The sequence below is a fragment of the Psychromonas sp. MME2 genome (assembly GCF_040566515.1).
Taxonomy (GTDB): Bacteria; Pseudomonadota; Gammaproteobacteria; order Enterobacterales; family Psychromonadaceae; genus Psychromonas.
Map to the genome: position 1 here is coordinate 595,798 of NZ_JBEWXI010000012.1, position 22,391 is coordinate 618,188.

Annotated in this window: 17 protein-coding genes and 3 pseudogenes; 8 read left to right on the plus strand and 12 right to left on the minus strand. The window is 40.9% G+C overall.

Annotation, left to right across the window (positions count from 1 at the left end):
- Positions 1–12: 12 nt before the first annotated feature.
- The 5 genes and pseudogenes from AB1A03_RS13355 (at position 13) to AB1A03_RS13375 (ending at position 8,293) form a co-directional block, all read left to right on the plus strand.
- Positions 13–981, plus strand: a complete 969-nt coding sequence (locus tag AB1A03_RS13355) for an ABC transporter ATP-binding protein (RefSeq protein WP_354625121.1) — start codon at positions 13–15, stop codon at positions 979–981.
- Positions 978–1,967: a murein tripeptide/oligopeptide ABC transporter ATP binding protein OppF gene (gene oppF, locus AB1A03_RS13360; protein WP_354625122.1), complete on the plus strand. Its 990-nt coding sequence runs from the start codon at positions 978–980 to the stop codon at positions 1,965–1,967. Before AB1A03_RS13355 ends, oppF begins: the two co-directional genes overlap by 4 nt.
- A 442-nt stretch (positions 1,968–2,409) precedes the next feature.
- The gene (locus AB1A03_RS13365) at positions 2,410–3,636 is read left to right on the plus strand and encodes an efflux RND transporter periplasmic adaptor subunit (RefSeq protein ID WP_354625123.1); all 1,227 of its coding nucleotides are present in this window, start codon (positions 2,410–2,412) and stop codon (positions 3,634–3,636) included.
- 14 nt (positions 3,637–3,650) lie between these two features.
- Positions 3,651–6,743: pseudogene (locus tag AB1A03_RS13370) on the plus strand (efflux RND transporter permease subunit).
- A gap of 95 nt (positions 6,744–6,838) precedes the next feature.
- On the plus strand, positions 6,839–8,293 hold the full coding sequence (locus tag AB1A03_RS13375) for an efflux transporter outer membrane subunit (RefSeq protein ID WP_354625124.1): 1,455 nt from the start codon (positions 6,839–6,841) through the stop codon (positions 8,291–8,293).
- Between the two features lie 382 nt (positions 8,294–8,675).
- On the opposite strand, the gene AB1A03_RS13380 is transcribed toward AB1A03_RS13375, so the two are convergent.
- The 8 genes and pseudogenes from AB1A03_RS13380 to AB1A03_RS13415 all read right to left on the minus strand — a co-directional run bounded on the left by AB1A03_RS13380 (position 8,676) and on the right by AB1A03_RS13415 (position 16,228).
- The gene (locus AB1A03_RS13380) at positions 8,676–8,975 is read right to left on the minus strand and encodes a YciI family protein (RefSeq protein ID WP_354625125.1); all 300 of its coding nucleotides are present in this window, start codon (positions 8,973–8,975) and stop codon (positions 8,676–8,678) included.
- Between the two features lie 2 nt (positions 8,976–8,977).
- Positions 8,978–9,528 (minus strand): annotated as a pseudogene (locus AB1A03_RS13385) (septation protein A).
- Positions 9,529–9,559: 31 nt separating this feature from the next.
- On the minus strand, positions 9,560–10,369 hold the full coding sequence (gene trpA / locus AB1A03_RS13390; protein ID WP_354625126.1) for a tryptophan synthase subunit alpha: 810 nt from the start codon (positions 10,367–10,369) through the stop codon (positions 9,560–9,562).
- Positions 10,366–11,556: a tryptophan synthase subunit beta gene (trpB, locus tag AB1A03_RS13395; RefSeq protein WP_354625127.1), complete on the minus strand. Its 1,191-nt coding sequence runs from the start codon at positions 11,554–11,556 to the stop codon at positions 10,366–10,368. The genes trpA and trpB overlap by 4 nt, the downstream gene beginning before the upstream one ends.
- 28 nt (positions 11,557–11,584) lie before the next feature.
- Positions 11,585–12,995 (minus strand): annotated as a pseudogene (gene trpCF / locus AB1A03_RS13400) (bifunctional indole-3-glycerol-phosphate synthase TrpC/phosphoribosylanthranilate isomerase TrpF).
- Positions 12,989–14,011: an anthranilate phosphoribosyltransferase gene (gene trpD, locus AB1A03_RS13405; protein WP_354625128.1), complete on the minus strand. Its 1,023-nt coding sequence runs from the start codon at positions 14,009–14,011 to the stop codon at positions 12,989–12,991. The pseudogene trpCF and the gene trpD overlap by 7 nt, the downstream one beginning before the upstream one ends.
- Positions 14,011–14,619 (minus strand): aminodeoxychorismate/anthranilate synthase component II, encoded by a 609-nt coding sequence (locus AB1A03_RS13410; RefSeq protein WP_354625129.1) that lies wholly within the window; start codon positions 14,617–14,619, stop codon positions 14,011–14,013. Before AB1A03_RS13410 ends, trpD begins: the two co-directional genes overlap by 1 nt.
- Positions 14,620–14,623: 4 nt before the next feature.
- Positions 14,624–16,228 carry an anthranilate synthase component 1 gene (locus AB1A03_RS13415; protein ID WP_354625130.1) on the minus strand — a complete coding sequence of 535 codons (1,605 nt, stop codon included), beginning with the start codon at positions 16,226–16,228 and terminating at the stop codon, positions 14,624–14,626.
- A gap of 354 nt (positions 16,229–16,582) precedes the next feature.
- Between AB1A03_RS13415 and rnm the strand changes: the two genes are divergently transcribed.
- From rnm to rluB, 3 genes are all read left to right on the plus strand, one after another.
- The gene (gene rnm, locus AB1A03_RS13420; RefSeq protein WP_354625131.1) at positions 16,583–17,452 is read left to right on the plus strand and encodes an RNase RNM; all 870 of its coding nucleotides are present in this window, start codon (positions 16,583–16,585) and stop codon (positions 17,450–17,452) included.
- A complete protein-coding gene (locus AB1A03_RS13425) occupies positions 17,449–18,069 on the plus strand; it encodes an L-threonylcarbamoyladenylate synthase (RefSeq protein WP_354625132.1) in 621 nt (206 codons plus the stop codon). Before rnm ends, AB1A03_RS13425 begins: the two co-directional genes overlap by 4 nt.
- A 95-nt stretch (positions 18,070–18,164) precedes the next feature.
- Positions 18,165–19,052, plus strand: a complete 888-nt coding sequence (rluB, locus tag AB1A03_RS13430; RefSeq protein WP_354625133.1) for a 23S rRNA pseudouridine(2605) synthase RluB — start codon at positions 18,165–18,167, stop codon at positions 19,050–19,052.
- A gap of 115 nt (positions 19,053–19,167) precedes the next feature.
- On the opposite strand, the gene AB1A03_RS13435 is transcribed toward rluB, so the two are convergent.
- The 4 genes from AB1A03_RS13435 to AB1A03_RS13450 are packed head-to-tail and all read right to left on the minus strand — an operon-like array spanning position 19,168 to position 22,345.
- Positions 19,168–20,637, minus strand: coding sequence for an efflux transporter outer membrane subunit (locus AB1A03_RS13435; protein WP_354625134.1), 1,470 nt, complete (start codon positions 20,635–20,637; stop codon positions 19,168–19,170).
- A gap of 29 nt (positions 20,638–20,666) precedes the next feature.
- A complete protein-coding gene (locus tag AB1A03_RS13440; protein ID WP_354625135.1) occupies positions 20,667–21,770 on the minus strand; it encodes an HlyD family secretion protein in 1,104 nt (367 codons plus the stop codon).
- A 3-nt stretch (positions 21,771–21,773) separates the two neighbouring features.
- On the minus strand, positions 21,774–21,986 hold the full coding sequence (locus AB1A03_RS13445; protein ID WP_354625136.1) for a DUF1656 domain-containing protein: 213 nt from the start codon (positions 21,984–21,986) through the stop codon (positions 21,774–21,776).
- Positions 21,986–22,345: a hypothetical protein gene (locus tag AB1A03_RS13450; protein WP_354625137.1), complete on the minus strand. Its 360-nt coding sequence runs from the start codon at positions 22,343–22,345 to the stop codon at positions 21,986–21,988. The genes AB1A03_RS13445 and AB1A03_RS13450 overlap by 1 nt, the downstream gene beginning before the upstream one ends.
- Between the last annotated feature and the right edge of the window lie 46 nt (positions 22,346–22,391).

A 22,391-nucleotide genomic window follows, 5' to 3' on the forward strand; every position in this document is an offset into this window, starting at 1 on the left:
GAAGGATAGATAATGAATTTATTAGATGTTAAAGATCTACGTGTTGAATTTACCACACAAGATGGTGATGTAACCGCCGTCAATGATCTTAATTTTTCTTTAAAAGCGGGCGAATCACTGGGTATCGTTGGTGAATCTGGCTCAGGGAAATCGCAAACTGTATTTGCTTTGATGGGCTTATTAGCCAAAAATGGCATAATTAACGGCAGTGCAAAATTTGAAGGTAATGAAATTCTCAATTTACCAGAAAAAGCACTCAACAAGGTGCGTGCAGAACAAATTGCCATGATTTTCCAAGATCCCATGACTTCACTTAATCCTTACATGAAAGTCAGCGCACAGATGATGGAAGTGTTAATTTTACACAAAGGTATGAGTAAAAAAGAGGCCTTTGAAGAGTCGGTAAAAATGCTTGAGGCAGTTAAAATACCAGAAGCAAGAGCACGTATTAATATGTATCCCCATGAGTTTTCAGGCGGTATGCGTCAACGTGTGATGATCGCAATGGCACTGTTGTGTCGTCCTAAATTGCTGATTGCTGACGAACCAACAACGGCGCTTGATGTCACTATTCAAGCTCAGATCATGGCGTTGTTAAATGAATTAAAAGCGGAGTTTAATACGGCTATTATCATGATCACACACGATTTAGGCGTTGTCGCTGGCAGTTGTGATAAAGTCTTAGTGATGTATGCAGGGCGTACCATGGAATATGGCACAGTGGATGAAATTTTCTACAAACCAAGTCACCCTTACACCGAAGGATTGTTAAGGGCGATTCCTCGTTTAGATACGGATGGCGATATATTACCAACTATTCCGGGTAATCCACCAAATTTATTAAATTTACCGACTGGATGCCCATACCAAGATCGTTGTCATCGTGTTATGGAACGTTGTAAAAAAGAAGCGCCGCAATTAATACCTTTTGCAGAACAGCGCTCCCGTGCTTGTTTTTCTGACTGGGAGTCTTGGTCATGAGTAGTAATAAAAAATTAATTCTTGATATTAATGATCTGAAAGTTCAGTTTGCTATTCCTTCTAAATCGATTTGGCCTTGGGCTAATGGAAAAGAGTTAAAAGCTGTTGATGGTGTTTCGCTTAAATTGTACGAAGGGGAAACCTTAGGTGTCGTAGGTGAATCAGGGTGCGGGAAATCAACCTTAGCGCGTGCGATTATAGGCTTAGTACCTGCCGCTGCCGGCAGCATTGTTTGGTTAGGTGAAGATTTAACTCAACTCGCTGATGAAGATTTACGTCTCAAGCGTAAAGAAATTCAGATGATTTTTCAAGATCCTTTGGCATCATTAAATCCTCGCATGAATGTGGGGGATATTATCGCTGAGCCATTACGTACTTTTTACCCCAATTTAAGTAAAGATGAGGTTAAAGCACAGGTCAAAGAGATGATGTCTCGCGTTGGCTTATTGCCGAACGTGATTAACCGTTATCCCCATGAGTTTTCCGGTGGGCAATGTCAACGTATTGGTATCGCGCGCGCATTAATACTCAAACCAAAAATGATCATTTGTGATGAACCCGTTTCAGCCTTAGATGTATCAATTCAAGCACAAGTTGTTAATTTATTGAAAGAATTACAACAGGAGTTTGGTTTGAGCTTAGTTTTTATTGCCCATGATCTTTCCGTTGTGAAACATATAGCAGACCGTGTATTGGTGATGTACCTTGGTAATCCGGTTGAATTTGGTGAATGTAAAGCGTTGTTTGCAGATCCGAAACATCCTTATACGCAGGCGTTAATGTCTGCTGTGCCTATTCCAGATCCGCGTATTGAGCGTAATAAAAAAATACAGATGCTAGAAGGGGAGTTACCTTCGCCAATTAACCCGCCTTCAGGTTGTGTATTCCGTACACGCTGTCCGATTGCAACGGATAGTTGTGCAGCTGAAAAACCACGATTAATTGGCAATGAAACACACGCATTGTCCTGTTTGTTGCGCAGTTAATCATAGCTGATTGATTTGCTAATAGTTAACCCATCAATATGATGGGTTATACCCATTCCTATATTTTAATAAATATAAATGAGTAGTTCATTAAGCCATCCTTTAAAAATGGTAAAAAATTAATTATTTTTGCTGGTGCCTGTACATAGAAAGATATGCTTGAATTGCCAACTTAAAAAGTGATAAAGAGTGGCAAACAATGAATGATCTCCATTGTTGATATTTCATTACTTTCCAATAAACATCACATTAAAGGCGTATAAAAATCAAGCTTTATCATGTAATAATATATTTAATGTTGAATTATCCTTTCTCTCTGTTAAAGTGCGATCATCGCCGTTTTATTTAGTGAATCTATTGAATTAAAACGAACTTTCATTGGCACTTTTTTTAAGTGAGTCTAAAATTTTACCGTTAGAGTTAAAAACAAGGAATCCGCATAGTGATTAAAATAGGGCGCCGGCTTTACGTGACATATCCTCTTACTAGCAAACATTTATTATTATTGTTAGGTTTCTTTTTGGTTGGATGTGATAAAAAAACTGATGCACCGCCTCCTGTTGTCAGAGAGGTTAAAGTCATTACTGTTGAACCAAAAACCGTGGATATTAAAATCCCACGTTTGGCTCAGCTAGAGAGTTCCAAAGAGGTTGCTGTCGTTGCCCGAGTTTCAGGCTTCTTAGATAAAGTTGCTTATAAAGAAGGTACTGCTCTTAAAAAAGGTGACGTCATGTTTATTATGGATAAACGTCCGTTTTTAAGTGAACTTGATGCGACAAAAGGTGAGTTGGCAGCTGCACAGGCAAGATTATGGACCGCCAATGCAAATTTAAAACGTATTAAACCACTTGCTGAAGCTGATGCGATGAGCCAAAGTGATTTAGATACAGCAACAGGCGAACAACGGGCTGCAGAAGCCGCCGTATATTCAGCTCAAGCTGCGGTAAAAAATGCACAATTGAATCTGAGTTATACAACTATCAAAGCCCCTGTAACCGGATTAAGTGGTGCAGCCTTCCAACGTGAAGGAGCCTATTTAAATTCAATGGGGGAATCTGCTTATATCTCTTACGTTGCGCAATTAGATCCTATTTGGGTCAATTTTGCTTTATCGCAAAATGAATTAACTAAGTATATGCAAGAGCAAAAAGATGGCTTGATAACAGCACCAGAGCAAAGCGATTATAAATTTGAAATCGTGCTTGCCGATGGCAGTACATATCCTCATACAGGTTACTTGGACTTTTCTTCGCCTATCTTTGATAAAAATACAGGTACGGTGAAAATAAGAGCCGTGGTACCAAATCCGAATCTTTATCTACGACCTGGTATGTTTGTATCGGCAAATATATTAGGGGCAAAACGTCCTAATTCAATCGTTATCCCTCAACAGGCAGTGCAACAACGTGCTAATGGACCTATCGTTCTAGTGGTTAATGATAAAGGCATCGTCGAAGCTCAGCCAGTTGTTATCGGTGAGTGGTTAGGTGATGGTTGGATTATCGAAGATGGTCTTAATGGTGGGGAAGCGCTAATCGTTGATGGTTTTAAAACCACAGCACCTGGAATGAAGGTGAAAGCTTTACATTATATTCCTAAAGCAAAAGAGTCCGCGAAACCTGAAAATACAAAAGATCAGGTGAAGACCACCGAATCTGTTGAGCATTAATTAAGGATATAATAATGGGCCCAAGTTTTTTTATTGATAGACCAATTTTTTCTTCGGTTATATCTATCGTTATTGTATTAGCTGGTTTGGTCTCTATGTCGGTCACTCCTGTTTCGCAATATCCCGATATTGCTCCTCCTACAATCAATGTATCTGCGACATACCCTGGTGCGACCGCAGAGGTGGTTGCTAATACTGTTGCTGCGCCTATTGAGCAGCAGGTTAATGGTGTCGATAATATGATCTATATGGTTTCCACAAGTTCATCTTCTGGAAACATGACACTCGTTGTTACCTTCGAACCAGGAACTGATCCAGATATCGCACAGGTTAACACGCAAAACCGGGTTGGGCAGGCAACGGCTCAACTTCCTGAAATCGTAAATGCACAGGGTGTAACAACGCAAAAGGTATCGCAATCTTTCATGATGGTAATTAGTTTTACCGCAGATGAAAAGAAAATGAGCAAAGTAGAGCTAGACAACTATGTTAATCTCTATATTTGGGATGCGATCAAGCGATTACCAGGTGCTAACTTATCAACGGTTTACCCTAGTCCTGACGTCGCTATGCGTTTGTGGCTACAGCCAGATAGACTAGCGCAAATGGGGATTACTATTCCTGAAATCACCAATGCGATCAGTGGACAAAATCAAGCCTTTGGTATTGGTCAGTTAGGGGCTAATCCTTCGCCTGCCGGTACAATACAAAATATTCCGATTACCAGCCAAGGTATGTTGGTTAAGCCCGAAGAATTTGACAATATTATGATCAGAGCGGGTACTGAAAATAACGCATCAATCGTACGTGTACGTGATATTGGCCATAGTGAGTTAGGCTCAAGAAACTACTCATTGACCGCTAAAACAAATGGCAAAATTGCAAGTCAATTGGTGGTATATCAACAGGCAGGTGCGAACGCAATTAAAACCGCTACTTTGGTAAAAGAGACACTCGAGGAGTTAAAGCCTAACTTCCCTAAAGGGGTCGAATATGAGGTGGTGTTAGATACCACTAAATTTACCCAAGAATCTATCAATAAAGTTGTTCATACCTTCTTTGAAGCGGTAGTGTTAGTTGTTATTGTTGTATTTTTATTTTTACAAAGTCTTCGTGCGACGATTATCCCTGTCATTGCGGTACCCATTGCAATTATCGGGGCTTACATTGGCATTTATGGTCTCGACTTCTCGACTAATATGCTGACATTGTTCGGTATGATCTTAGCTATCGGTTTGGTGGTCGATGACGCTATTATCGTGGTTGAAGCCGTTGAACACAAAATGGAGAGTAAGGGGTTAGATCCAAAATCTGCAGCAAAAGAGGCGATGCAAGAGTTAACTGGCGCATTAATATCAATCGTATTGGTACTTTCGTCGGTATTTTTACCTATTGCGTTTTTAGGTGGTATGACCGGACGTTATATAAACAGTTTGCCATTACCATTGCCATTTCTATGGTGATATCGGGTATCGTTGCATTAACGTTGTCGCCAGGCTTTATGCTCAATAATTTTGAAAGCTCCTAAAGAAGACAAGAAAAAACATGCGTTTTTTGCCGCTTTTGATAACGGTTTTAATAAAATAACGGATCTTTATATACATGGTGTTAGATTTTTTATCTTCAATAAGACCATCGGTTTATCGCTATTTTTAGGTGTGATCGTTGCAATGGTCATGCTCTTTAAAGTGTTACCAAGTAGTTTTGTTCCCGAGGAAGATCAAGGTTATTTATTTGGTTTAAGCCTGCAACCGGATGCAGCTAGTCTTGAGCGTACTACCGCGGTAAATGATAATATTGCGACTATTCTACGTAACGATGAACCTGCGATTAAATCGGTTGCGACTTTAAACGGCTTTAGTATTCTTGATTCACAATTTAGAACCAATACCGGTCTATTGTTTGTGCAATTAAAAGAGTTTGAGGAACGTACAGAAGCTGGTATGAGTTCCTTTGATGTTGTTAAAAACTCACGCAAAGATTTAGCCGGAATAGAAGATGGTATTGGCATGCTAGTCAGTCCGCCATCATTACCTGGTTTAGGTTCAACGGGAGGGTTCGAATTCTATATTCAAGATAAGATCGGAAGTAGTCCTGCTGAATTGGAAAAAGTAACACAAGAGTTCCTCTCCGCTGCAAGAAAAAAACCTGAATTAGCGGGCGTAAGTACGACATTTACAGCGTCAGAAAGGCAACTTTATCTTGATGTTGATCGTTCACGTGCTGAGTTAATGCAATTATCGATACCTGATATTTATCAGACGCTTGGTGTTTATTTTGGTTCCTCATACATTTCACAATTTACTGATTTTGGTCGAATTTGGCAGGTAATTATTCAAGCCGATGGTAAATACCGTAATGATCCGAGTGACTTTGATAATATTTACGTTAAATCTCAAACGGGTGAACAGATACCACTTTCTGCAGTATCGACATATAAATATGTTGCTGGTGCAAATATGTTGCCGCGTTTTAATGGTTTCCCTGCAGCAAAAGTTACCGGCGCACAAGCACCCGGATACAGCTCTGGGCAAGCGATTGAAGCAATGGAAAGTGTAGCGCAACAGGTATTGCCAGAAGGTTATGATTACACTTGGTCAGGTCAGGCTTATCAAGAGAAAAAAGCAGGTAACACTGCAATTATTGCCTTTGCCTTTGGCTTAGTCATGGTGTTCCTGATTTTGGCTGCGCAATACGAAATGTGGACACTACCGATTGGGGTTATGCTTGCCGTTCCTTTTGCAATTTGTGGCGCTCTTTTAATGACCTGGGGACGCGGACTTGAAAATGATGTCTATTTCCAAGTTGGACTTGTTACCTTGGTCGGGTTGTCCGCTAAAAATGCAATCCTTATTACCGAGTTTGCTTTAGATAATTTCCGTAAAGGGATGTCTTTAGAAGAGGCGGCTATAGAAGGTGCTAGATTAAGATTAAGACCGATTGTGATGACTTCATTAGCATTCATTCTTGGTTGTGTACCGATGGCGATTGCATCAGGACCTGGTGCAAATAGTTTACATGCGATCGGGGACTGGTGTAATTGGTGGCATGTTAGCATCGACCCTTATTTCATCATTTTTTGTACCGATGTTTTTTGTTATTGTTGAGAATGTTAGTGCTAAGTTTTCTAAGGAACATAAAACAGCTGAAAGCAGTGAAGTGGCCGCAATTGATAGTGCTAATATTAAGGAGGAAAATTAAGATGAGATTCCTTAAACGTAGTTTAGTTAGTGCATGTTGTTCGGTTGTTTTATTTGGCTGTACTTTAGGCCCTGATTACAAACGTCCTGATATTGAAATGGCTGATAGCTGGAGAGTTAACTACTCTTCTGCTGCTGAATTAGCGAATGAGAGTTGGTGGAAAAAATTTAATGATCCAGAGTTGGATCATTTAATTTCAGTGGCTTTACAAGAAAATCTCAATATTAGTATCGCAGCGAGTCGGGTAGAACAATTTCTTGGGGCATTAAATACCACTCGCGCAGAGTTCTATCCACAAATTGGTTACAGTGGCGATTTAGGGCGAACTCGTCTATCAAAAGAGGCTTTTGGTACGGGAAGTGATCCCTACTATAGCCAATATGACGCTGCGTTAGGTGCCACTTGGCAGCTTGATCTGTTTGGCCGTGTACAACGACAAACGGAAGCGGCTATTGCTCAAGTATATAGCTCTGAGCAAGGTCGTCGCGGTGTTATCATGTCTGTTGTGACAAGTGTAGCGACAAGTTATATCGGTTTGCGTGGCCTTGATCAGCAATTACTTATTGCTCAGGAAACTGCCGACAGTTATAAAAAGACCTTAGATATATTTTTACTTCGTCATAAATTTGGGACCGCATCTATGATGGAAGTGGCGCAAATAGATTCTCAGTATCAGCAAGCACTGGCTTCTATTCCTGAGTTACGGGCAAAAATTGCAGCGCAAGAAAATATACTATCGATCTTATTAGGCAAGAATCCTGACGCTATTAAACGTGGTCTGAATTTAGCTGAAATGAAGTTACCAGAGGTACCTAGTGCTTTGCCTTCTTCATTGCTTACTCGCCGCCCTGATATCATGCAAGCAGAGCAAAATTTAATTGCAGCTAATGCACAAGTAGGTGTGGCTGAAACACTCTATTATCCTGATATATCAATCACAGGTGCGCTTGGCTTAGTTAGCTCCGATTTAGGCGATTTTGTACAAACTAGTGCTCGAACATGGAATCTAGGAGCAAATATTGCTGGTCCAATATTTACTTTTGGACGTGTAGAGGGGGTTGTTAAATCCGCTGAGGCTGCGCGAGATGAGGCTGAAGGAAATTATCGTTATACAATTTTAAATGCTTTGCGCGAAGTAAATGATTCGCTTGTATCAACTAAAACAACGGCGGAATCGTATACTTCTCAGAGTAAAAGAGCAGACTCTTTACGCACCTATGCAAGACTTGCACAGATGCGTTTTGACAATGGTGCATCGAGTTATTTAGAAGTGTTATACGCCAATACAGAGTTATTTCAAGCAGAGTTAAATAGCGTTGATGCGCAAGTTGCCTATTACAATTCGTTGGTTAATGTTTATAAAGCAATGGGTGGCGGTTGGGTTGATACCGTCGTAGAAGAGGTTGATCCTACGCTTACCATTGAAAAAAGAGTGGCAGAGCAGGAATACTTTTAATCGCTGAATGACCTCTTTTTAATGATTAGTCGTGATTATAAACGGTTAATGGTTAACTGAATGAAATAGAAATCCGATGTTCACAAGAGATCGGATTTTTTTTATTGGTTAAAAAAATAATAGATCAGCTATTTATACCAATTCCGATAAATAGCTGATCTATTTTACTGGTTAAAACAACTTACTGCTGCGTTGTAATTTTCGCAAAGGGAATAACCATTTACGTCAAATTACGCCTTGAATTAAGCTGTTTTTCCTGCGCAAAATCTAGATCACATACTTACCGGAATTGGTATTATTCCGATTGGTATTATTGCAATGCAAGCGCAAGGGGTAAACGGAGAGCTATCTCTCTCCGTTTGTATAGTATTTACCTATTTGACTAAGGCAGAGCTTGCTTAAATGGTTTTACGATTACTTTGCTGTAGATACCCGCTTCGATATAAGGGTCACTATCGGCCCAAGCCTGAGCATCCTGGAGTGATGGAAATTCAGCAATCACCGTTGAGCCTGTAAATCCTGCTTCACCCGGATCATCGCTGTCAATCGCTGGGCATGGCCCTGCAATAACTAAACGGCCTTGCTCATTTAATGCTTGTAGGCGTGCAATATGTGCAGGGCGAGCTTGTTTACGTAGTGCTAGGCTATTTTCAATATCTTGTGAAAAAATGACGTATAACATAATTATTTATCACTCTCTGGTTGAGTAGTTACAGGAAGGTATTTGTATAGGTATAGTCCACTTAGGACGGTAAAAACAAGGGTTAGGGCTAATAGACCAAACACTTTAAAGTTTACCCACACATCTTGAGGTAAATTAAATGCTACATAAAGGTTCAATAGGGCTAATGCTGAAAAAAAGATTGCCCAAGCTGTATTGATGTTATTCCAAATATGATCGGGTAAAACAGCTTTTTACCTAGCATTTGTTTGATAATGGGCTTTTTATAAAATAGTTGACTAACGAGTAAAGCAACTGAAAAGAGGCCATAAACGATGGTAACCTTCCATTTTATGAATAGATCATCGTGGAAGATAAGTGTAAATGCACCAAATACCAATACCATTAAAAAAGTGATGAGGTGCATTTTTTCTACTTTGCCATTTTTATAATAATTAAAGGCAAGCATTAGCCCCGTCGTCACCATTAATGATGCTGTGGCTATATAGATGTCGACCATTTTATAGACGGCAAAAAATATGATTAATGGTATAAACTCAAAGAATTGTTTCATCGCTCTCTCTTTTCATTATTTAGCTCGCAAATTATTTATGAGTTGCCGCTTTCATTTTACTGATAAATTTATCCATTTTTGACAGTAATAGCGCCGGATCATTAACATTTTCTTCTATTATTTTGACCACTGCGGAGCCTGATATTGCACCTGCCGCCCCTGATTTTATCGCTTCTTTCACTTGTGCTGGTGTTGAGATACCAAAGCCTAAAAGTGCAGGAGGCGCTTGATGTTTGTTAAGGGTTGCTAGCATATGTTCAACGGGCATTCCGGCCTTTGCATCAGCGCCTGTGACACCTGCGCGACTAAGTAGATAGGTATAGCCTTCGCCATACTCCGCGACTTGTTGTAATGTTTCTTGATCACCATTAGGTGGTGCGATAAATATTTGCTGCAGGCCAAATTTACTGGCAGCTGCGCGGTATGGGGCACTCTCTTCTAGTGGTACATCGGCGATAAGAATCGAATCTACGCCTGCTTCAGCACAGCGTTGATAGAAGTTTTCGATACCATTGCGATAAACAAGGTTAACATAAAGAAGCAGACCAATTGGAATGGTTGGGTGCATTTTACGTATTTCTGCAATAATCTGTAAACAGCTATCGGGGGTTGCTCCGGCATTTAGTGCGCGGGTTGATGCATCTTGAATAACCACGCCATCGGCAACGGGGTCAGAAAATGGGATACCGAGTTCTAGTGCATCGGCGCCAGCTTTCACTAAGGTATCAATGATTTGTATCGATAGTTCACGGTTTGGATCACCAATAGTAACAAAAGGAACAAATGCACCTTGCTGCTCTGTTGCTAGACGATTAAACAATGCTTGATAACGTTGCTTCATTTTTTCATTCCTTTTTTTGTGAAGATCTCGGCAACGGTAAAGATATCTTTATCACCGCGACCAGATAAATTAACAATAATGATTTGCTCTTTATCATCTTCTTTAATTATTTTTAATGCATGTGCTAGTGCATGAGCCGACTCTAATGCGGGAATGATCCCTTCTTGTTCAGCGAGGGCTTTAAATGCATCTAGTGCTTCATTGTCCGTTGCATTAACATATTGCGCACGTCCTGTTTCAGCAAGATAGGCATGTTGTGGACCAACAGAAGGGAAATCAAGTCCTGCAGAAATAGAATAGGATTCTTGAACTTGACCATGTTTATCCTGCATCATTAAAGAGTGCATGCCAAAGAAAATGCCTTTAGAGCCATATGATATAGGACAGCCATGCTCACCCGTTTCAACGCCATGACCGCCGGGTTCAACGCCAATAAGTTCAACACTAGGATCGTCAATAAAGTCGTTAAAAATCCCAATTGCATTGGAACCTCCCCCAACGCAAGCTATAACCTTATTAGGTAATATTCCTTCTTTTTTAAGTATTTGTTGTTTCGCTTCTTCGCCAATAACTTTTTGAAATTCACGCACAATCGTTGGGAATGGGTGAGGTCCTGCGGCGGTGCCGAGCAGATAATGTGCGCTATCATAACTACCCGCCCAATCGCGTAGGGCTTCATTACAGGCATCTTTTAATGTCGCTGATCCAGACGTGACAGGAATTACTTCTGCACCCATTAAACGCATACGAAATACATTGGGCTCTTGGCGTTCACAATCGACTGCACCCATATATATTTTACACTTTAAACCAAGCAGGGCACAGGCTAGTGCAGTAGCAACACCATGTTGACCAGCCCCCGTCTCGGCAATTATTTCATTTTTGCCCATGCGTTTGGCAAGCAGTGCTTGGCCCAGAACTTGGTTAGTTTTATGCGCACCACCGTGAAGTAAATCTTCACGTTTTAGGTAAAGCTTGGTTTTTTTACCTTTAGTTAAATTACGGCATAGAGTAAGCGGAGTTGGACGACCTGCGTATTCAGTTAATAACTCTGCAAATTCAGCAATAAATTCAGGATCGGTTTGTGCTTTTAAAAACTCTTGTTCAAGTTGCTTTAATGCTGGAACCAGAATTTGTGGTACAAACATACCGCCAAATTGTCCAAAATAGGGATTTAATTTTTCCATTGTTCTGTATACCTTATTTTAAAATATTTTAATTACGTTGCATGTAGCTGCGTATAGCTGAAAAGGCTGCTTCTAATTTACTTCTATCTTTTATGCCGGGTTTACTTTCTACACCAGAGTTAAAATCTAGTCCTGCACAACCAATTAATGCCGCTTGCTGTGCATTTTCTGGTGTTAAACCACCCGCCAGTATAATAGTGCTTTTATCGATACTGGCATCATTAAGTAGCTGCCAATTGAATACTTCACCCGTGCCACCACTTTGATTGCCAATGCGTGTGTCGAGAATATGTTTTTGCACATTATATTTACTAAATTCAGGTAGTTTGTCACTAATGCCGTGCGCTTTCCATATTTCACATTGGCTTGGTAAAATGGCGCGTAACATTTTAATATCTTTAGGTGTTTCATCACCATGAAGTTGGACAGCTGTTAGCCCAAGCTGTTTTACGGTGTAGGCAATTATTTCTGGATCTTCATTTTGGAATACTCCGACATACAGCAATGGTGCACCTGCCATTGTCAAGCGTGCCTGTTCCATGTCTACATAACGTGGTGATCTTTCTACAAAGATCAAACCACCATAGACGGCACCGGCCTGACAAGCATCGGCTGCAGCACGAGGCGCGGTTAAACCACACACCTTATTTTCGCCATAGATTAAGCGGCGACATGCGCGATCAATATTTTGTTGCCCCATAATCGAGCTACCCACTAAGAAGCCATTGGCATATTTACTTAACTCTTTTACCTGAGCGTGGTTATAAATACCAGATTCTGAAATGACAATACGATCAGCAGGAATGCGAGCAGCTAACTCCTTAGTACGATCAAGGTCGATACTGAGATCACGTAGATTACGGTTATTAATACCAATGACTTTAGCACCTAAGGCGATAGCTCGGACTAATTCGTGTTCATTACTCACTTCGGTCAATACACCCATATTTAGGCTATGTGCTGTATCACGATAAGCTTGATAGGCATCATCATCAAGTACCGATAGCATCAATAATATTGCATCTGCTTGATGGTAACGAGCTAAATAAATTTGGTAAGGATCGACAATAAAATCTTTACAAATGACCGGCTGAGTAACCTGTTCACGTACTTGAGTAATGTAGTTAAAATCGCCTTGGAAGTACTTTTCATCGCTTAGAACTGATATCGCACTGGCATAGTTTTTATAAACACCTGCAATTAAATCTAAATCGAAAACGGGACGAATTAACCCCTTTGATGGAGACGCTTTTTTACATTCTAAAATAAAGACACTGTTATCTTGATCTAATGCTTGGTAAAAGTGACGATCACTTTCAGTGATCTCATCTTTGAAGGAAATTAAAGGTTGTTTTTGCTTCCGTTTCAGCCACCCACAATAATTTATCATCAACAATTTTACCAAGGATGGTATTTTGTAAACTTTGGTCATTTAACATTGACTCTGCTCCGCTAATTGTTGCATTAATTGTAAAGGTTTACCTGTCTTCATCATATCCAAAGCCATGCTTGCCCCTGTTTTAAAATCATCGGCAAAGCCATTTAGTACCAAAAGGGCAGAAACGTTAATGGCCACAGCAGCTTGCTGTGCATCGCTGCCTTTACCCTGCAATATTTGCTCAATGATTATTTTGTTCTCATTGGCATCTCCACCAAATATGGTTTCAATGGGGTAGCGTTTTACGCCAAAATCTTCTGGCGTTAAACGATATTCGATAATTTCACCATCTTTGAGTTCAGCAACTTCTGTTTCACCATGTAATGCCACCTCATCTAAGCCACTGCCGTAGACAACCATGACACGTTTCATGCCGAGTTGTTTATGTACTTCCGCTATCGGTTTCAATAACTCCGGTGCATAGACGCCCATCAACTCAAAATCGGGACGAGCAGGATTGACTAATGGACCTAACAGATTGAAAATAGAACGTGTTTTTAAGGCCGCGCGAACGGGCGCAGCAAAACGCATACCTGCATGATATTGTGGGGCAAAAATAAAGCAGATATTTAAATCATCTAAACATTGGCGGGCAATCTCTGGGCTCATATTGAGATTAATACCAAAGGCGGCTAATAAATCCGATGAGCCCGACTTACTTGAGACGCTACGACTACCATGTTTACAAACTTTCACGCCACATGCCGCAGCGACAAAGGCACTCGCCGTTGAGATGTTAATGGTACCGAACCCATCTCCACCCGTACCGACAATATCGGTAAAAGGATAGTCAGGGCGGGGAAAGGCTACCGCCTGCGCTAATAATGCTTGCGCAGCACTGGTGATCTCCTGCGGAGTTTCACCTTTTATTTTTAAAGCGGTTAAAACCGAAGATAAAACAATTGGGTCGATTTCACCTTGCACAACCAGTTCAAAAAAGTGTTGGCTCTGTGGGCTAGAAAGTGATTTACCCTGATAAAGTTGTTCTAACATAGCTTGGATATTAAATGCATTCATTAAACACTCTCCCTAGTGGTGACCAAGTTTAAGCAATTTTCTAATAATTTAGCGCCTTCGCAGGTTAAAATAGATTCAGGATGGAATTGCAAGCCAATAACCTTATCCTGCTCGTTATAAACGGCCATACACATACCGTTGTAATCTGCGACGACTTCAAGACTATCGGGGACAGTTGAGCCGATTAATGAGTGATAACGGGCGACGGACAAGGGCTTCTTTAACCCTGCGAACATTCGGTCTCCGCAGTGACTAATTAATGATGACTTACCATGCATAATCTGTTCTGCTTGGCCAACAACGCCACCATATTGTTCGATCAAAGCCTGATGGCCTAGGCAGATGCCGATCATCGGTATTTTACCGCGGCATAAGCTGATTAATTCAATTAAACATCCCGCAGCACTGGGGGTACCCGGGCCGGGGGAAAGTACTAATACGACTTCATTTTCACAGGCATCAATATAGCTTTTGATCTGAGTTGCAGATAAGCTATTACGATATATTTTAACCGGATAACCAAGTGCTTTAAATTGATCCACTAAGTTGTAGGTAAATGAATCAAAGTTATCAAGAAAAAACAGGGTTTGTTTTGTTGTCTTAGTCATCTGCTTATTTTCCTACACTCGGGGTTGCTGAAACTGCTTGTAATGTTGTGCCGTGGGCTAGGGCGATCGCATTGAGAACTGCCGCTGCTTTGCTACGCGTTTCATCGGCTTCAGCCTGAGGGTCAGAATCAAAGACGACACCAGCTCCAGCCTGCGCCTGTGCAATACCATCTTTAACAAAGGCCGAACGAATAACAATACAGGTATCCATATCGCCGTTGCCATTAATGTAGCCCACCGCTCCACCGTAACTACCGCGGCGCTTTTTCTCGACTTGTCGGACTAAATCCGATGCGCGTATTTTAGGGGCACCAACTAGGGTTCCCATATTCATGCAGGCTTGATAGGCATGTAATGCATCTAGATCAGAGCGTAATTGACCAACCACACGGGAAACTAAATGCATAACGTGGCTATAACGATCAACCTGCAATAAATCAGCAACGTGGCGAGAGCCCGGTTCACTAATTCGTGCCACATCGTTACGTGCTAAATCGACTAGCATTAAATGTTCAGCCGTCTCTTTTTTATCTAAGCGTAATTCCAGTTCCAAACGGCTATCTAAATCTTTGTTAATAGTGCCATCTCTATTAAATCCGCGAGGGCGAGTTCCTGCAATTGGGTAAATCTCAACTTCATTGCTAGATTGGGTATATTTCAAGGCACTCTCAGGTGATGCGCCAAACAAAATAAAATCCTCATCTTTAATGTAAAACATGTAAGGACTTGGATTGGTCTCTTTTAGCTTGGCATAGGCGGCAACCGGATCGGGACAAGGCAGAGAAAAAGTACGTGATGGAACCACCTGAAAAATATCACCCTTAACAATATACTCTTTTAAGGTTTGGACATTCTGGCAAAATTGTTGATCCGATACATCCGTTGTGACCTGCCCATTAAGTGGTGTGATAGAGGGGAGTGGGGCAACAAAGTTATCACAATAGTCTTGAATCTCTTTGATACGTGATTGAATGCGTTGTTCATTCTCACTGGAATATAGGCCGCCAAAAACAGTACCGAGAATTTCACTTTGTTGTGTTTGATGGTCTTGAATTAACAGCGTTTCAGCAACATAGAAGACAAAATCAGGGCAGATATTATCACTCTCTGGCACATCTAATAAATCTTCGAAGGTAGCGATGAAATCATAAGCAAAAATTCCACCGAGAAATAGTGCTTGATTGTGAGCCGAGCTGTTTTTTACTTTGTCAACAATACAGCGCAACGCATCAACTGGAGAGGCTGATTTAAGGCGTTTATCTTCATCACCACTGTTATCAGAAGCTGGGAAGGTCAGTTGTAAATGGGAGGGAGATTGTTGCGTAATAATCAGTGTTGAAAATTGAGGGGTAATAAAGGTGAGTAAGTCTTTACCATTATCGGTTAATGCCTCGAGCGTCACAACGAGGCCGTGACAACTTATTTTCATACATGCATCGAGTAGCATTAAACTTTTAAGGTGGGCTTTACTGGCTATTTCAGCGGAGTCCAAAAGTAGTTGGTTATGACTATTTTCTGCGATTCTCTGAAATAATGTGAGTGAATCACTGATATATCTGCAATTTGCAGAGATGCTTTTTAAAACGCCAATGGGGTGTAATGTGTTCATTTTCTTATCCTTTCATATATTCAGTCTGTGGTTGGCATATTCTTGTTATGTTTACCATCGCCATCGCTGTATAAGGATCTGCGCAATTATATCCATATTACTTCTCAAAATTTGTTGTTAATTTTTTTACTTTTAAAGCTGCAAATACAAAAAAAGCCCGCGTTATGCGAGCTTTAAGGTTTTCTGGAAAAATCGATAATATACAAAAAACTCATTGCTCGCCTAAGAGAATGAGTGCCACCAAGAATCTTTAAGAGTAATTGTATTTAAAATCATATATTATGCATCCAATAAATTATGGTAACCATTTTTTGCGATTCTGCTTTTAATGTCAAGTTGATTTTTAGGATATTCATGTTAATTGATCTGCACTCACACACGAAAGCGTCGGATGGACAATTAACCGCCAAAGAACTCGTTGAGCGCGCAGCAAATCGGCAAGTTGATATATTGGCAATTACTGACCATGATACGGTTGATGGCTTAGCTGAAGCTCGACAAACTATTGCTGAGAAAAATCTAAAGTTAACGTTAATTGATGGGATCGAAATAACCACGAATTGGTTAAATCATGAAATTCACCTTGTTGGTGTCAATATCGATCCCAGCCATCACGCATTAACCGATTTAATCGCACAGCAAAAGCTAAAGCGTGAAGAGCGAGCGATGGAGATGGGTAGGCGATTAGAAAAAGCAAAATTATTGGGCGTCTATGAAGGGGCGAAAGCTCTGGCTGGTGACGGTGCAATCACGCGTGCTCATTTTGCTCGGTATTTAGTGACCATAGGCGCTGCACCAAGTTTCGCAAAAGTGTTTGATAAATATTTAAGTCGTGGCAACATCGGCTATGTTCCGCATAATTGGGTTGACTTAGCGGAGGCCATTGCAGTGGTCCATTTAGCGGGTGGACAAGCTATTTTGGCTCACCCTAACCATTACCATCTATCCAATAAATGGATGCGCCGCTTGTTTAGTGAGTTTAAAAGTTTTAATGGTGATGCCATGGAAGTGGCGATGGGGCAGCAGTCTCCACAAATGCGTCAGCAGTTAGCGATGTGGAGTGTTGAATATGGATTACTCGCATCGCAGGGGAGTGATTTTCATTTTGTGGGGCCTTGGCGTGACCTCGGTAAATCGTTACATTTACCCGATATAAGTAAAGCAGTATGGGCAGATTGGCCTATTTACAAAGAACTATTAAGTAGAGACGGAATGTTAAAATGAGTCAATTTTTTTACGTGCATCCAGAAAATCCACAAATTCGATTAATGAAGCAGGCGGTGGATATTTTAAAAAATGGTGGGGTAGTGATCTACCCGACGGATTCTGGCTATGCATTAGGTTGTACCATGGACAATAAGCGTGGTTTAGAACGTATATGTCAGATTCGAGATTTAGATAAAAAGCATAATTTTACTTTGGTATGTCGAGACCTCTCAGAGATAGCCACTTATGCTCGCGTTGATAATCAAGCCTATCGTGCTTTGAAAAGTAATACGCCGGGTGCCTATACTTTTATATTTAAATCAACCAAAGATTTACCTAAAAGATTAATGAACCCAACTAAGCGCACTATTGGTATCCGCATTCCTGATAATGCGATAGCCTTAGCTTTATTGGCTGAGCTTGGTGAGCCTTTGATGACAACCAGTTTAATTTTACCGGGTTCGCAAAGTACGGAGTTTGATCCTGAAGATATAAGAGACAAATTAGAAAACCGCGTAGATTTAATTTTAAATGGCGGTTATCTTGGCGAATCACCAACGACAGTTATCGATTTTTCCGATGACGAAGTGGTTATTTTGCGTGAAGGTGCTGGTGATGTAAGCCCCTTTATATAAAAACAGCGCACCATTGTTAGGTGTGATTAAATTTGCCAACAGCGCCTTTGCGCTTGTTGGTATTGGCTTAATGAGAATTACCCAAGGATATTAAAATGAGTGAAAAACTACAGAAAGTATTAGCGCGTGCAGGTTTAGGATCGCGCCGTAAAATGGAAACGATTATTGCCGAAGGACGTGTTAGTCTCGATGGTAAAATTGTGCAACTCGGTGAACGTGTTACTGAAGATCAAGTGATCCGTGTCGATGGTCATGTGGTTAAAAATAAAACCGCAGAAACCGTCGTTTGTCGCATATTGGCATACAACAAACCGGAAGGCGAAATTTGTACGCGCAGTGATGAAGAGGGGCGTAAAACTGTATTTGAACGTTTACCGCGTTTAAATGGTGCACGTTGGATCTCCATCGGTCGATTAGATATTAATACCTCGGGTTTATTGCTATTTACCACCGATGGTGAATTTGCTAATAAAATGATGCACCCCAGTAATGAAGTCGAGCGTGAATATGCGGTACGTGTCTTTGGTGATGTTGATGAAGCGATGCTTAACCGTTTACGCATGGGGGTGAAACTCGATGACGGCGAAGCGAAGTTTTTATCAATTAAAGAGTCAGGTGGCGAAGGTATTAATCGTTGGTTCCATGTTGTATTAACAGAAGGTCGTACACGTGAAGTACGTCGTTTATGGGAAAGCCAAGGTGTACAGGTAAGTCGTTTAATGCGTGTACGTTATGGCAATATTCATTTAGATAAACAGTTACCCCAAGGTGGTTGGCAAGAGTTAAACCTAAAAGAGGTCAACTATTTACGTAAATTAGTGGATATGCCTAAGGAGACGGAAAGTAAGGTTCGTGTCGATATTGGTAAAGTAAAAAATGCACAATCGCGTATTCGTCGCGCGGTGAAAAAACATAGTCAGCATCGTAAAACGAATGAGCGTCGCCGTAATACCAGCCAACGCGTAGCTAACGTTATTTGCTAGCCACCTTCGCAAAGAAGGTGGCTACGTTATGGCAAATTATTGTAACAGATCATCCCAATTAGCCGTTCTTGCTTTCATCTCTTGTTTTATCTCTTGCGGTAATAAATCCACCGGATCACGATCCTCTTATTTGCCACCCACCGCCGAGTGCAAGGTAAACATCGACCAAACTTGCTGCAATCGCTCCCTGGTGAGAGGCTAATAAATCTTCTTGTTGAGAATAGGAAACTAAAGTGTTAATCACTGTATTAAAGTTTACCGCCCCATTTTGATATTGAAAGGTGGCAATATCCGCAGCACGTTTTGCTGCTGCCGCCGATGTTTCATATAACGTCACTTGTTCTTGATTTTTTAAGTAGGCGACTATTTTATTTTCAACTTCAACCTGTGCGGATAAAACGATGTTTTTGTAATCAATTAATAATTGTTGGAATAAGGCATCCTGTAAACGAACATTACTCTGTAATCTTCCATAATTGAATATATCCCATTCAAAGGCACTGAAAATCGACCATGTTTTGCTATTACTATTGAATAAATTACCCATGCTATCGGCACTGTTTCCGATAGAGCCGCCTATCGAAAAGTGTGGATATAATTCACTGGCCGCAAAGCCTATTTGTGCACTTTGAGCGGCCAGCGAACGTTCTGCTACGCGAATGTCAGGTCGTCGGCGGATAAGATCCTGTGGCATTCCCAAGGCGATGAATGGTGAAGCAATGGGAATAGCTTGTTGCTCGTTCAGTATATAATTCAGTGCTTGCGGCGATTCTCCTAATAGTAGTGCTAACGCATTTTTAGATTGCTGCAGTGATATCTGTAAACTTGGTACACTTGCTTTGCTGTTGTTGAGTAAGCTTAATGCCTGATCGACATCCAACTCACTGGTATCGCCGGCATTCGCTTTTGCTAAGGCAATGCGGTAGTTTTCCTCTTGCAGTTGGATACTTAACTGTGAAACATCAATGCGCCGTTGATAGGTGCGAATTAAAATGTAATTTTTAACGACTTGTGATATTAGCGAGATGACTACGCCATCATAATTGGCAACATTGCCATCGAGTTGCGCTTGAGATGATTCAATTTGACGCTGAAAACGGCCCCATAAGTCAACCTCCCAACTCAAATTAAAGCCACTATTATAGTTGTTGAATGCGCTGCCATTTGCTTCTTGCCTTGATACACCCGCAGTGATGGATTGTTGTTGTGGATATTGATTCGCAGTGGCAATCGCCAATTGTTGCTGTGATTGTAAAACACGTAGCGCCGCCGAGCGAATGTTGAGGTTTTGTTTTAATGCGGCTTCTACAAGACCATTAATTTGCTCATTGTGGAATGCATTTTTCCACCATTCAATACTCGGTTGTTGGTTTTCAATAGCAGCATGTTTATCTACTATCGCCATTTCTTGTTGCTGCTCTGTAAATTTTGTCTGCTCTGGGATGAGGTCATTATCGCTAGGAGCGATATAATTAGGACCCAGTGTTGTACAGCCACTAAGTACTAAACAGAGTAAGGGTGTTATCACTCTATTTTTTTTCATATGGTCTAAACGATCATCTTGATCTATTGGTAACGCGGCCATTCTTTTCTCTTATGTGTAGACATTAATTGCTATGAAGATGGTTCGGAAAAAACCAGTACAGATGCTGTTGAGCCGACACGTAGTGCGACATTTTCAGGAATATCGAGTAATTTGATATTAACAGGGATACGCTGTGCAAGTCGAATCCATTCAAAGGTCGGATTGATAGTGGGAAGTAGTTCAAATCCAGTGCTTCCCGTTTGCTGGGCAATCCCCCAACCTAAATCAGTGACGACCCCTTCGATCGGAGTGTCTGGATAGCTCATTAAGGTGATAACTGCACGATTACCTGGGCACATATTTCCGACGGAGTTTTCCTTAAAGAAGCCACTTATCCAATAACTATTCACATCAACAAAGGCAATAATGGGTTGGTTGGCCACCACCTGAGAACTGATTCGCAAATTTAAATTGGTAACATAACCATCAACGGGCGCGATCACCTTGGTAAACTGTAAGTTAAGTTTAGCTTGCTCTACAGCTGCGCGGGCCGCTCGAATTTTAGCATTGTCTTCCCCCATTGCGCCAAGTGCCGCTCTGTTTTGTGCCAAATCCGCTTTTGCGGCAAGCAGTGTGGCGTTAGCTTGACTGAGACTCGCTTCCGCTGATTTTTTTTGTTCAATGGATATTTCGTAATTAGCCTTAGCCAGTTGTACCGCTTTTAAGGACGTTGCTTTTTGTGGCAGTAACTCCTGTTGGCGTTGATATTCCGCTTTGTTTTTTGCAATGGTGGCAAGGTTTGCATCAATATTCGCATTTGCCTGAGTAATGGCATGAAGTGACACGTTAACATGGGCTTCGCTTGATTTTATTTGCTCAATCAGAGAGTTGTAATTATTAACTGCGCTGTCAAGTTGTGCCGTTGCTTGTGCTAAGGCATTGTCAAAGGTACGCGGATCTATCTCAAAAAGCAGTTCGCCAGCCTTGACAAACTGATTGTTTTTTATTGGCAAGGTAATGATTTCGCCAGAAACACGCGGTGCAATTTGAATCACTTTTGCTCTCACTTGCCCATCTCGCGTCCATGGATGGTTTATATAGTCATAATATTTATAGGCAAAGGCTAATACTGCAATGAGCAGCACACTTCCCGTTAATAAGTAACTTCGATATTGTTTAATGAAGGTCGCCATAGGTTATCCTGGAATGACAAAAAGACTAAAGAAAATAGTATAAATAATGTTAAATGCAATAAACACTATCGGGGTATAGAAAAAGTATTTGGCTAAATCATACTTGTTTAATAAATAGACGGTTAACATAGAGACTATGATGGCCAGTATCCAAGCAATAAACAGAGGCGGAAAATAGACGCCACCGAGGGCAAATTCATGGGGAATAAAACGCATTATGCAAACCTCTCTTGTTGCCATTGTCGCCAGTCTATTGCCTTTGCTGCGTGTAAATAGTTAATACTTGCTTCTGATATTCCACGATAACTTGCAATCAATAGCAAGATTGATTCTGCTTCATCTTCACTGATGATATTAGCTATTTTATTGACTATTTGTGTTGTGAGGTACTCCATATTGGCCAGTCGTTGCCTCATAAACTCTTCATTTCCTGCATTCGGGGTGCGACTCCATAACTGTAAAGGCTCCATAATAAATTTTTTAAATTTATTTAACTGTCTATTTAGCTCAAGATTATCACAGTAGATCCCATCACATTGATGTAATTGTTCAATTCGATAGGATAACGTTTGCAAGGCAAGGAGTAAATCATGTGACTGTTGTTGCGTTGTATTATTAAAG